Origin of the sequence: Pseudoalteromonas neustonica, assembly GCF_001653135.1 — a bacterium.
GTDB lineage: Bacteria > Pseudomonadota > Gammaproteobacteria > Enterobacterales > Alteromonadaceae > Pseudoalteromonas > Pseudoalteromonas neustonica.
In genome coordinates, this window is record NZ_BDDS01000001.1 from 518,299 (window position 1) to 530,564 (window position 12,266).

Sequence of the window (12,266 nt, forward strand, 5' to 3'; positions counted from 1 at the left end):
TATGTTAGGCCACTTTTTGCTCTACGTGTTTATTTATATCGGTGATGTGAGGGTTTTCCTTTAATGTTTTTATTAAATCATTATAAGAAAAATCAACTTTATTCAAAAAGTGATCATAAACAGCGGTAATTGCTTTGTAATCGTCTGGTTCATCAAGTGTTAGGCGAAAGTGGCTATAATCTTCATGCGCACTGAATGTGTGGGTCGTTATGGTATTAAATTTTGCCATGCCTAACGTCACATGTTCACGATCGGCGGGTGATGTGGCTTTTAAATAAGTATTTTCTAATAATTTGAAAGAAAATGCACAACAATCTAGCCCCCTAGGGTAACCACTGTGCGGGCCTAAATTAACCATGTCATAATTTTGACTCGTTCTTTCATTAATGACTTGCGTACAAAGCGCTTCATCAATCAAGGGGCAATCACTGGTTAACCTGACTATGGTTGTTGATGGTTTTGCGCCATAATGCTTTGCAGCTAAATAATAACGACTTAGCACGTCGTGCGTGTCGCCTTGATAGGTTTTTATATTTAACTGCGCGCACAAATCTAAAATGGGTTGTTCAGTTCCATCATTCGTCGTTGCAATAATGATATGTTTATGCCAACTAGGTAAGCGTTCAAGCATAACTTGTAACACGGGTTTGCCACACAGTGGTAACATCACTTTTGCAGGCAATCGAGTTGATGTCATACGTGCTTGAATTATTACTAATACATCAGACATGTTTAATGGTAATCATAATTATTATTGAGATAAATATAGCAAATCATTACACTCTTGCACATAACTTAAAGGTTAAAATCCTTTTGGATCAATGTGATTTATTAATTTATAAGCTAGTCGAATAGGTTTAGGTATAAAGTTTGCTTAAATGTAATGGTTTTTGACAGTGCAATTTAGGGATCGTAAATGGCGTTTAATTCTGAAATTACCATTAATGGTAGAACTATCGGGTCAGGCTACCCTGTGTATATTATTGCCGAAATGTCAGCTAATCACGGGCAAGATTTAGAGCAGGCAAAGGCGTTGGTAAGGGCGGCTAAAGAGGCTGGAGCGGATGCAATCAAGTTGCAAACGTACCGTGCAGATACTTTAACGATGGATTGTAAATTACCGCACTTTGAAGCAACTGGGCCATGGAAAGGGCAATACTTATATGATCTTTACGAAGGTGCATATATGCCATGGGATTTTCATGCTCCGTTGGTACAATTGGCAAATGAAATAGGTATAACAATTTTCTCTTCTCCATTTGATGACTCTGCTGTGGATTTATTGGAATCGTTAGATTCACCGGCATATAAAATTGCTTCACCTGAGTTGATTGATCATGCGCTGATTCGAAAAGTCGCAGCAACTGGAAAACCGATGATCATGTCAACCGGTGGTGCAACCCTTGCTGAAATAACTGATGCGGTTCAAGTTGCAGAGCAAGCGGGGGTGAAAGAGTTGTGCGTATTAAAATGTACTAGTACTTATCCAGCCCCTGCAGAGTCAATAAATTTAGCCACTATTCCTCATCTAGCGGATAGTTTTAAGTGTCCAGTGGGGCTTTCAGATCATACTTTAGGTAATGATGTACCCATAGCATCAGTCGCTTTTGGCGCACATGTTATCGAAAAACATTTTGTATTAAGCAAAGATGATGAAACGGCTGATAGCTTTTTTTCAATGACACCAGATGAACTTAAAGCATTAATACATGGTGTTCGACAAGTCGAAAAAGCGATTGGAACAGTACATTATCCCCTTAAACCTTCACCTAATCGCCGTTGCTTATACACGACTAAAGATATTGAATCAGGAGAGATTTTAACCGTTGATAATGTTGCGAATCTTCGACCGGGTGGTGGTGAGTTAGCCCCAAAAGAATTACCGAATGTTATTGGTAGGAAGGCGCGCCTATTTTTACCTCGCGGTACACAGCTATGTTGGCAGGATATGGAATAATTAGCATGATAAATGAAGAGTTATTACAAGGTTTTTTTTGTGATTTTTTAATTGCACGCGGTATTAGTATTTCAAAGAAAAATATTAATCACTTTAATTTTACTGGTTCAGGTAGCATTGATTCATTTGAAATTCTTAGCATGATTATGGAGCTTGAAATGCTTACTAGTATTCATCTGAGCCCTGATGAACTCATGGATGAAAATAATGCAACTGTGGGTGGTTTGATTGAAACGCTATTGAGTAAGCAATGAATATTGTAGCTCGAGTTTCTACGTGTTTAGGTATTGGCCATTTAATGCGTATAAAGTGGCTGCTGCTTGAGTTGCAGTCAAATACTCAAGCTAGCCTCACTTTGGTTTTAGATATTCAAAAAGCTGATATAGCGCCTTTTATACAAGAGCTGATATGTGATGATATACATTTTGTTAAAACGGCGTCCAAACAAGATATTGCTACTTTACTAAGCGTAATAAAAACCTCAAATGCTGATTTGGTAATACTCGATCATTACGATTTAGATATTGAATATGAAAAACAAATTGGTAGTGTAGGCGCAAAATTAGCGGTATTTGATGACTTAGGCAGAGATCATGATTGTGATTTTTTATTCGATGCTAAGTGGGTGGGAGAGCTAACTCACAAACGCTATGATAAAAAATCATCAGCAAAAACTCGTCATTTTTTAGGGCCTGATTTTTCATTATTAGCCCCCCCATTTAGCCAAACTTTGAATACGCACGTTTCAAAAAGTAAAAATAAAACGAATATTCTTTGTTCTTTAGGTGGTGGTGGCGATCTTAGCATTTTTGCATCATTAGTTAATTCAGTACCTCATGAGCTACATAGTCAAATCCAATTTACGGTTGTAGTTGGTCCTAAAGCTGAAAATAAACAGGTTATTACTCGCCTTGGGGAGAAATTTAAAAACATAACGATTTTATGTTCTCCTTTATCTATAGCAAACGAATACAGCAATACTGATTTATTTATTGGAGCATTGGGTACATCATTATACGAACTGGCTGCATTAAAAGTACCTGCAATTACATTTTCTATCGCAGCTAATCAAGAAAATGATATAACTCACTTACAGCAATTAGGGCACTTTTTACATCTAAATGAATTCACAGATTCCCAAGCATGTTTATTAGGCGCTCAGCTGGGTGGCTTTATTTGTTGTTTACCTCGTATTAAAAAGCTACGCCATAATGCAATTGTTACTGTTGATGGTTTAGGTGTAAAGAGAGTTGCTGCAATTTTGCAAGCGCAGGAGTTTGACGTAACTGACATAAGTAGCCAAGTAAGGGAGGCAAACCACATTGCTCAACTTACCACGCAATACGCAGTACGCGAGGCTGAGGATAGCGATGTAAATAATTACCTAATTGCTAGGAATTTACCAAGTAATTCACAAAAGATGACCATTAACGCAGATATACCGAGGCTTGAACATTACTTATGGTGGTTTCGAAGTGAAAGAAAATCGTATGTTGTTGAGAAAATAGGTATTCCTGCTATGTATGTATGGCACCAGTATGTATCTGCAAACTCGCATGATTATTTATATGGTGGTTGGTTTACAGCACGCAATGATGTGCCTTTTAATTTGGCTATGTTGACTCTTCAATGGCAGCTTGATTTTTGTAAAGCCAGTCATCCCAACGCTATTTGGCTTGCCGTGATCCACAAAGATAATAAATTCGTCAATTTGCTCAATAAATATATGGGGTTTGTGTCAACGCCTATCGACTCTGTTGAATATACTACAACCCAACAGTTATTCCCTTTAGCCGATGAACAATTTAATTTTGTGATGTGGGATCCAAATGCATAATAATAATAATATTTACCAGTTAGTCCAATCTCATGCAGTGAGCCAACCCGATAAGATAGCCTGCGTATACAAAAATACATCCATATGTTATCAGCAGTTAATTGATAAGGTAGATCATTTAGCGGCAGGTTTAATACAATTTGGCATAAAATCAGGTGATAAGTTGGCGTTATTTTGCCCAAACAATTTAGAGTTTGCTTATTGCATATTAGCGGCAGCTAAACTGGGAGTAGCATTGGCTCCATTGCCTTTGACGCTTAAAGGGCATGCATTATCAAAAGCGTTACAGGTAGCTGATTGCAGTTACGCGATTGCATGGGTAAGTGTTGCAAATCAACTAGTAAAAAACGATGTATTGCCTAGCGACAAAATCATTTCGTTAGGCGGTCATATTGACGGGGCAAAGGACATGGCTTCGCTAATGTCATTGTCTGGTGAGCATTGTGATTCTTTTCTTGCAGATATTAACGCTCCTTTTATTCTTACAATGACCTCTGGTTCAACGGGTCAACCTAAGCCAATCGTATTTACTCAAGCGACCAAAATTGTCCGCGCGTTTGACGCAACGGCTCATTATTACCAATTAAATAAAACTGATGTAGTGTTAGTTTCAACTCCTTTATATCATTCGTTAGCACAGCGCTCATTGCTTATGCCATTAATGTTGGGTGCGAGTGTGGTTATATTACCCAAGTTTTCTGTAGGTGCTTGGCTTGATGCGATTGAAGTTCATAAAATTAGTTTTTTATTCGCTGTTTCAAGCCAATTAAAGGCCTTACTTCCTGAGTTAAAAAAGGCGCAATTAACAAGCTTGAAATGTGTTGTATCATCTTCTGCAACCCTTGAAAGTGACGATAAAAAACTACTATTATCAGCCTTAAATTGCCATTTCCATGAATGCTACGGGGCATCAGAAATGGGTGTGATCAGTGATTTTGATATAACTCAACCTAATGTGCCGATTAATAGTGTAGGTAAGCCTTTACCAAATTTGAGAATAAAAATATGTGACTCTGAACGTCATCTTTTATCTACAGGAAGTATAGGTGAAATTGCCTGTTGCTCGCCTACTGCATTTGCACAGTACTATAATTTACCAGAGCAAACTGCCCAAAGTTATGATGATGAGGGTTATTTTTTCACAGGCGATCTAGGTTATCTTGATGGCGATGGTTATCTTTATTATGTTGGTCGTACTAAAGAAGTGATCAAATCAGGTGGGATCAATGTTTACCCAAGTGATATAGAGTTAGTGACTAATTACTTACCTTGGGTTGATGAGTGTGCCGCATTTGGGGTGGACGATGATAAATTTGGTGAAGTTATTTTATTAGCGTTTGTATGCAGTAAAAATGCCCCTAGTAATGCAAAAGCCCAATTACAAATGCATTTACTAAAAGAACTAACTGACTATCAGCAACCACGGATTTTGTTTGATATGGCAGTTTTACCGAAAACTGAAATGGGTAAAATTCATAAGCCAAGTATCAAACATAAATACTTTCAGGGTAAAGTGTAATATTACACATCTTCCCAACTTAACGTTTGTGTTGAGCGCTTTGCGGCAGCAAATAGCTTTAAGCCATCAGCGGCATGCTCTAAACCAAACACGTATGAGTTGCTGCTTGTTTGACCTTGTTGAAAAGACGCGAGATCTTGGGCTATATCGCTATATAAATTGGCAAACGCTTCAACAAAGCCAGTTGGGTGTCCTGGTTTCATTCGGTTATATCTAAATTGATGAGCATAATCACATTGACCTGCACGGTCGAGGATTTCTCGTCTACCATCGTTAAAGTTAAGTTCTAATTCATCAGGGTTTAATTGTAGCCACTTGGCACTGCCAATATCGCCATAAATTCTAACTTGTAACCCATTACGATGACCAATAGCTGTTTTTGACATCCACATGCTACCTTTAATGCCACTGGCGTATTTTACGAGCATGTGTACGTCATCGACTAAATGAGCATATTGAGAGTGGTTACTAAACTCTGCGAGTGTGTGACTTGGTTCTTCATTTAATAAAAAACTACTTAGGTGGTGAAGGTGTACACCTAAATCTAGACATATTGTTGGCACTTCAGCGTCTTGCAGGCGCCAGGCTTGCGGTTGCGACGTTTTACCAGCAATATCAGGAGGTCGGCGAAAGCCTTCTTGTGGCATTTCTAAATGAATTTTTTGAATTTCACCTAACTTTCCTGAATTAATTAGGTGCTTTAACTCCCGCACCATAGCATAACCACTGTAGTTAAAGGTTACCGCTAAAAATTGCTTTTCAGGGTCATAGTATGGTCTTAGTGCAGCAATTTCTTTCGGGCCGCAAACCATGGCTTTTTCACAGATCACAGGAAGCTTTTTTTCAAATAGGTATTGTAGAACTTCTAAATGATGAGGTGTTGGAGTGAGCACTACAAACGCATCAATGTGATCTTTCTCAGCTTCGACCATGTGTTTCCAATCATCGTAGACACGATCTGAAGATATACCCCAATGAATGCCTGTCGCTTTGTTGTTTTCTTGGTTACGACAAAAAGCACCAGCAACAACTTGAAACTTATGATCCATGTGTGCTGCACAAAAGTGTACGTATCCAACCGCAGACGTGTTACCCCCACCGATAAAAGCGAGTTTGAACGTTGGGTGAGTGTGTAGCATAGCAGCCTCATGTTTCATTAAATGATATGTTTTATATCGTCAAAAAAGTTAAAAACTTTAATTTAAGATTTGCTGTAAGGTGTTAAGTACAAAATGTACTTCTTGCTCTTGCAACGTTGGATGTAAGGGAAGGGTGATTGCCCCTTGATAATACTTTTCAGCATTAGGGAAGTCACCAACACTAAAGCCCATAGCTTGATAATAAGGTTGTAAATGTATTGGGATATAATGCAGATGGCCAATAATCCCGACAGCCCGAAGTTGGGTTATAACGTTTTTATGGCGAGTTATATCGCTATCTTTAAGCTGAACTATATATAAATGATAAGCGGAATAGCAGGTATCACTTTGATGTAATGGGCGGATCAGATTAAGATCTAGGTGTGTATCATATATTTGAGCTAAAAAGTGGCGCTGGTTAACAAACTCATCAACTTTACTTAGCTGGCTAATACCTAATGCGGCATGCAAATCAGTCATTCGGTAATTAAAACCAAGCTCTACTTGTTGGTAGTACCAAGGGCCATGACTTGGCTCGGTCATTTCGGTTGGATCAGATGTGATACCGTGGCTTCTTAATTTTCTTAAGCGCTTTGCTAGCTCTTGATTATTGGTGACGGCCATGCCGCCTTCTGCACTTGTGATGATTTTTACAGGGTGAAAGCTAAATACACAAATATCTGAAAACTCACAACAGCCTACGGGTTTATCTAAATACTTAGCACCTATAGCATGAGAGGCATCTTCAATAATTTTAAAGTCATATTTTAGAGCAAGTTTATAAATAGCTTGCATATCGCATGATTGACCCGCTAAATGAACGGGGATCACTACCTTAGGTAAGCAATTGTTTTGTTCTGCTAGAAGCAATTTTTTTTCAAGCTCAAAAACTGACATATTGCCAGTGTTTAAGTCAATATCAACAAAATCAATTTTAGCTCCGCAATACAAAGCGCAGTTTGCTGAAGCAACAAATGAAATAGGGGATGTCCACACTATATCGTTACTACCAACGTCAAGCGCTAAACAAGCTATGTGTAATGCTGATGTTGCACTATTAACAGCTACACCATGCTCTGCCTTACAATAACTAGCAACAGCATCTTCAAATGCTGGCACTTTAGGGCCTTGAGTGAGCCAATCTGACTTTAAAACATCGACTACCGCATCAATATCAGTTTGGTCGATAAATTGTTTACCGTATGGGATCATATAAGTGCCTGAATATTAAAAGCATCTATTTCTTCTATCGTTAAGAAATGAGGGTTACTTAAAGAGTTATATTCAAACCCAACCTCGACTTTCTTACCTTGTTCATTTAATGCGTTGGTGTCGAAATCATTGCACCGGCTACTAAATTTAATACCAGGAGCAATCACAAAATGATCATCAAACTCATAGGTATCAAAGCATAAATCAGATGGGCACATAATTTCATGCAATTTTTCACCGGGGCGAATACCGATAATTTTAACGGGTAAGTCAGGTGCCATTGCTTTAGCTAAGTCGGTAATACGAATTGACGGTATTTTAGGCACGAAGATTTCTCCACCTAACATGCGTTCAAAGTTCGTTAAAACAAAATCTACACCTTGTTGCAGGCTTATCCAAAAGCGCGTCATTTCTTCATGTGTTATGGGGATGTGATCTTGGCCTTGCTCAATAAACTTTTGAAAAATTGGGACAACAGAGCCGCGTGAACAAACAACATTACCGTAACGCACAACTGAAAATGTGGTGCGATTTCCGCCAGCAATATTATTGGCGGCAACAAATAGCTTATCCGACGCCAATTTAGTGGCGCCGTATAAGTTAATTGGGTTAGCTGCTTTATCGGTAGATAGAGCAATAACTTTTTCAACATCGTTGTCCAGCGCTGCATCAATTACATTCTCAGCGCCGTTGATATTTGTTTTTATGCATTCCATTGGGTTGTATTCAGCGGCGGGAACTTGCTTAAGAGCTGCTGCATGAATAACGTAATTTACACCGCGCATGGCTCTTCTTAAGCGATCTTTATCGCGAACATCGCCGATAAAATATCGCATACATGGTTGATTAAATTCTTGTTGCATTTCAAATTGTTTTAGCTCATCACGAGAGAAAATTATAATCTTTTTAGGGTTATATCGCTCGAGCAAGGTTTTTACGTATTTCTTACCGAATGATCCGGTACCACCGGTTATTAAAATTGTTTTGTTATCGAACATAGTGTTACCCAAGTTATTTATCATTGGCGTAGTTGTTTATAAAAGTTAAATACGCAAAAGTGAAATTCATTACACATCTCAGTACTTTACCTATTAACTTAGTTGGTTAGCAAGCAAGATGCCAAGTTAATTTAATTTAACCATGGTACAAAGTGTAAAATTTGGCAAATTAAGCTATAATTTAACCAATCAGTGTGTCGGAGCCTGCTATGAAAATTCAATCACCATCTACTAGTTTTTTAAACCAAACACAGCAAACTGGAAATAAGCTTGCAGAACAACTTGCTACGGGTAAAAAAATAAACTCTGCGGCTGATGACGCAGCTGCGTTACAGATTATAGACCGTTTGACCTCCCAACAAGATGGGTATGGGCAAGCCGTGAGTAATGCTTATGATGGCATTTCTTACTCACAAGCAACAGAATCTAATTTATCTGGAGTTAATTATGCCGTGTCACGTATTCGTGAACTCTCTATTCAAGCAGGTAATGGCGCGTTGAATGATAATGATCGCGCAGCTTTACAAGATGAAGTTGTGCAATTACAAAGTCAAATAACAGACACCTTTGAGAATGCATCATTTGGTGGTAAACCATTATTTGATGGTCAGGCAGTATCGTTTCAAGTTGGGCCAGATGCGAATACTACGCAAAGTGTAACTCCTGGCAATGGGAGTATTGCTAGCGTGGTTGCGGGTATTGACATTTCGACCCAAGCTGGCGCGCAAGCTGCGATTGATATTAGTGATCAAGCTGCAGATGAAATTAATAGTCAGCGTGCAGAGCTTGGTGCATTTGAAAATACGCTTTCAAGTACCATTCGCGGACTGGGCGAGCAAAATGAAAATATTGCCGCGAGTAAAAGTCGAATTCAAGATACCGATTATGCGCAGGCTATTTCTCAGCAGGTATCTAACGATATTTTAGCGCAAGCATCTATTGCACTTCGTGGGCAAGCAAACCAATCTGCAGAATCTATTTTAGGTTTGTTATAACCGTTATATTGAAACAGTAATTATTAAGTATTACTTATAGTTAACTAGGCGTCTGTTTTTTGGCATTGATGTCAAAAAACTGCCGCTTAGTGCTTGCATCCCTCCCAAAGTCGCTTACAATTTAATGTATCAATCTTTTTTGTAGTAATTGTGGCTCGCCAATAATGATCTTGATTTTAGATAATAATAATAATCGTGCGATAGGCTTAAATGCGGCGCTTACTTTCATTGGTGAAGCGGTGCAATTACTTGATGAACAAAATTTTGAGCAGATATGTTCCAGCTTTGATAAAAAAGAGTGCATGGTTATTCTTGGTGCACTCAATGACCTTGAGCATGAAGCTGTAATTAAAAAATACCCGACACTTCCCTTTTTATTGATTGGCGAAACACTTAAACCATTACTAAGTATTGCTAATGTAGTCGGCCTTATCTGTGAGCCGTTTACTCATGATGTGACTACTCAATTACTGCATGATTGCCAACAGTATCAACGGATGCTGCCAAATGAACATAAGCACGCAAAACCACATAAAACCTTTGATGGGTTAGTCGGTGAAACAGAAGCTGTTAAAGATGTGCGTTTTTTGATTGAGCAAGTGGCGAAAACTGATGCAAACGTACTTATATTAGGTGAGTCAGGCACAGGTAAAGAAGTTGTGGCTCGTAATGTACATTTGCTTTCTAAGCGCAACTCAGGACCATTTGTACCAGTCAATTGTGGTGCCATACCTGCCGAGTTATTAGAGAGTGAATTGTTTGGCCATGAAAAAGGGGCGTTTACGGGGGCTATTTCTGCTCGTAAAGGGCGTTTTGAACTTGCTCAATGCGGAACACTCTTTTTAGATGAAATTGGTGATATGCCGCTTCAAATGCAAGTGAAGCTTTTGCGTGTGTTACAAGAGCGAAGTTACGAAAGGGTTGGTGGCACTAAGGCAATTCAAGCTGATGTTCGCGTAATCGCGGCAACGCATAGAAACCTTGAGATGATGATTGAGCAAGGGAGCTTTCGCGAAGATTTATATTATCGTTTAAATGTCTTTCCAATTGAAAACCCATCGCTTAATGAGCGCGCAGATGACATCCCATTATTACTGAAAGAATTAATGCGTCGTGTAAATGAACAAAGTGGTACAACTGCTAAATTTACAGAGCGGGCAATTGATAGCTTAAAGGAACATGCATGGCCAGGTAATATTCGTGAACTAGCAAATTTAGTGGAACGTATGGTCATAATGTTCCCTGATAAAGTCGTTGATATCCCCGATTTACCAGCCAAATACCGTTATATTGAAGTAGAAGCATACGAACCACAGTACCCAGAAGAATTAATGGAACGTGATGCATTTAATGATATCTTTAGCACAGGTTTTAGTGATTATGATGATGAACCTGATGTTGAAGTTAGTCAGTCTTCAGTTGATTTACTTCCCAATGAGGGAATTGAGTTAAAGGATTATTTGGCAGAATTAGAAATAAGCCTGATCACTCAGGCCTTAGAGCGTTATGATTATGTGGTAGCACGTGCAGCCGAAATTTTAGGGGTACGCCGTACAACCTTAGTTGAAAAGATGAAAAAATATAACTTATCACGAGATTAATTCGGGGTAGTTTCATCTTCTTAGTAACTGAAGTTCGACTCAGTAGCAGCGATTTTACATCGCGAACTGTAAACCAACCCATTGGGCGTTTCACAGGCGCTTACTCTCATCGTTGTTACTTCTTAAAAGGGACTGCCATTGTTGCAAAGTAACGCCTTGATATTAAGCCCCTGTGAAACGCTGAAGTCTGCATCTTGAGGTGGCTTGGGTATATACCCCATAGACGGAAATTTGTTTCTCATATGTTTTGCTTGTTGAAAATTAACCTAACGCGCTAAAGCACGTCCTAGGGTTTTCTTCTTTAAACTCTTTTTACTCAGCTTAAAGTTATTTTGTACAAAGAGAATATTCTCTAGCGTCTAGTATTGCTCAATAATCTCAGCTTTGCGGAAACAGTCATTACTGTGATCGTTTACCATGCCACAGGCCTGCATATGGGCGTACACGGTGGTTGGCCCTAAAAATTTAAAACCTCGTTTTTTTAAATCTTTTGCAAACGCAGTTGATGCCTCGGTAATCGCGGGGTAGTCACTGAGTTTGTCTAAATCACTTACTAACGGCTTACCACCCACAAACTGCCATTGGTAGTGACTAAAGCTACCAAACTCTTGCTGAATTTCGATAAAACGTTTTGCATTATTTATTGTCGCTGCAATTTTTAGCCGGTTGCGAACAATTGTTTCATCAAGCATTAATCGTTCAATATCGTGTTCGTTCATTAACGCGACTTTTTCTACATCAAAATCTAAAAAAGCACGACGATAGCCACTGCGTTTTTTTAAAATTGTATACCAACTTAATCCTGCTTGTGCTGATTCAAGGGTAATAAACTCAAACAGTTTTTGGTCATTATAAAGTGGCACGCCCCATTCATAGTCGTGATATTTAACATAGTCTTCTTTACTGGTATCGAGCCAAGGGCAGCGACATGCATTTTCTTTACTCATTGAATAATCCTTTCTTTTAAAACCGATGTCATTTTTTTGTCGCGCAAATTTAAAGCTAACA

11 protein-coding genes are annotated in these 12,266 nt (G+C 38.7%); 6 read left to right on the top strand and 5 right to left on the bottom strand.

Annotated elements, in window-relative coordinates; all coding sequences use genetic code 11:
• Positions 1-4: 4 nt before the first annotated feature.
• The gene (locus A7967_RS02265) at positions 5-730 is read right to left on the bottom strand and encodes a cytidylyltransferase domain-containing protein (protein ID WP_064435361.1); all 726 of its coding nucleotides are present in this window, start codon (positions 728-730) and stop codon (positions 5-7) included.
• Between the two features lie 186 nt (positions 731-916).
• Between A7967_RS02265 and pseI the strand changes: the two genes are divergently transcribed.
• The 4 genes from pseI to A7967_RS02285 are packed head-to-tail and all read left to right on the top strand — an operon-like array spanning position 917 to position 5,313.
• Entirely contained in the window at positions 917-1,957 is a 1,041-nt protein-coding gene (gene pseI / locus A7967_RS02270; protein WP_054453872.1) for a pseudaminic acid synthase, read from the top strand.
• 5 nt (positions 1,958-1,962) lie between these two features.
• Positions 1,963-2,211 (top strand): hypothetical protein, encoded by a 249-nt coding sequence (locus A7967_RS02275; RefSeq protein ID WP_064435362.1) that lies wholly within the window; start codon positions 1,963-1,965, stop codon positions 2,209-2,211.
• Positions 2,208-3,794: a UDP-2,4-diacetamido-2,4,6-trideoxy-beta-L-altropyranose hydrolase gene (pseG, locus tag A7967_RS02280; RefSeq protein ID WP_064435363.1), complete on the top strand. Its 1,587-nt coding sequence runs from the start codon at positions 2,208-2,210 to the stop codon at positions 3,792-3,794. Before A7967_RS02275 ends, pseG begins: the two co-directional genes overlap by 4 nt.
• Positions 3,787-5,313 (top strand): class I adenylate-forming enzyme family protein, encoded by a 1,527-nt coding sequence (locus A7967_RS02285; protein ID WP_064435364.1) that lies wholly within the window; start codon positions 3,787-3,789, stop codon positions 5,311-5,313. The genes pseG and A7967_RS02285 overlap by 8 nt, the downstream gene beginning before the upstream one ends.
• Before the next feature lie 2 nt (positions 5,314-5,315).
• On the opposite strand, the gene A7967_RS02290 is transcribed toward A7967_RS02285, so the two are convergent.
• Genes A7967_RS02290 through pseB form a run of 3 tightly spaced genes read right to left on the bottom strand, consistent with a single transcriptional unit; the run spans position 5,316 to position 8,662 of the window.
• A complete protein-coding gene (locus A7967_RS02290; protein ID WP_369691052.1) occupies positions 5,316-6,470 on the bottom strand; it encodes a Gfo/Idh/MocA family protein in 1,155 nt (384 codons plus the stop codon).
• Positions 6,471-6,509: 39 nt separating this feature from the next.
• Entirely contained in the window at positions 6,510-7,664 is a 1,155-nt protein-coding gene (pseC, locus tag A7967_RS02295) for a UDP-4-amino-4,6-dideoxy-N-acetyl-beta-L-altrosamine transaminase (RefSeq protein ID WP_064435365.1), read from the bottom strand.
• Positions 7,661-8,662 (bottom strand): UDP-N-acetylglucosamine 4,6-dehydratase (inverting), encoded by a 1,002-nt coding sequence (gene pseB / locus A7967_RS02300; protein ID WP_054203322.1) that lies wholly within the window; start codon positions 8,660-8,662, stop codon positions 7,661-7,663. Before pseB ends, pseC begins: the two co-directional genes overlap by 4 nt.
• Positions 8,663-8,871: 209 nt before the next feature.
• On the opposite strand from pseB, the gene A7967_RS02305 reads away from it, so the two are divergent.
• Entirely contained in the window at positions 8,872-9,657 is a 786-nt protein-coding gene (locus A7967_RS02305) for a flagellin N-terminal helical domain-containing protein (RefSeq protein WP_064435366.1), read from the top strand.
• Positions 9,658-9,821: 164 nt separating this feature from the next.
• The gene (locus tag A7967_RS02310) at positions 9,822-11,258 is read left to right on the top strand and encodes a sigma-54 interaction domain-containing protein (RefSeq protein ID WP_064435367.1); all 1,437 of its coding nucleotides are present in this window, start codon (positions 9,822-9,824) and stop codon (positions 11,256-11,258) included.
• A gap of 359 nt (positions 11,259-11,617) precedes the next feature.
• Here A7967_RS02310 and A7967_RS02315 read toward each other — a convergent pair whose 3' ends face one another.
• Entirely contained in the window at positions 11,618-12,205 is a 588-nt protein-coding gene (locus A7967_RS02315) for a DNA-3-methyladenine glycosylase I (RefSeq protein WP_064435368.1), read from the bottom strand.
• Between the last annotated feature and the right edge of the window lie 61 nt (positions 12,206-12,266).

Bases quoted from the DNA above. Each gene is read 5' to 3' on its own strand.
- A7967_RS02265 (WP_064435361.1), bottom strand. From the start codon at position 730: ATGTCTGATGTATTAGTAATAATTCAAGCACGTATGACATCAACTCGA.
- pseI (WP_054453872.1), top strand. From the start codon at position 917: ATGGCGTTTAATTCTGAAATTACCATTAATGGTAGAACTATCGGGTCA.
- A7967_RS02275 (WP_064435362.1), top strand. From the start codon at position 1,963: ATGATAAATGAAGAGTTATTACAAGGTTTTTTTTGTGATTTTTTAATT.
- pseG (WP_064435363.1), top strand. From the start codon at position 2,208: ATGAATATTGTAGCTCGAGTTTCTACGTGTTTAGGTATTGGCCATTTA.
- A7967_RS02285 (WP_064435364.1), top strand. From the start codon at position 3,787: ATGCATAATAATAATAATATTTACCAGTTAGTCCAATCTCATGCAGTG.
- A7967_RS02290 (WP_369691052.1), bottom strand. From the start codon at position 6,470: ATGAAACATGAGGCTGCTATGCTACACACTCACCCAACGTTCAAACTC.
- pseC (WP_064435365.1), bottom strand. From the start codon at position 7,664: ATGATCCCATACGGTAAACAATTTATCGACCAAACTGATATTGATGCG.
- pseB (WP_054203322.1), bottom strand. From the start codon at position 8,662: ATGTTCGATAACAAAACAATTTTAATAACCGGTGGTACCGGATCATTC.
- A7967_RS02305 (WP_064435366.1), top strand. From the start codon at position 8,872: ATGAAAATTCAATCACCATCTACTAGTTTTTTAAACCAAACACAGCAA.
- A7967_RS02310 (WP_064435367.1), top strand. From the start codon at position 9,822: ATGATCTTGATTTTAGATAATAATAATAATCGTGCGATAGGCTTAAAT.
- A7967_RS02315 (WP_064435368.1), bottom strand. From the start codon at position 12,205: ATGAGTAAAGAAAATGCATGTCGCTGCCCTTGGCTCGATACCAGTAAA.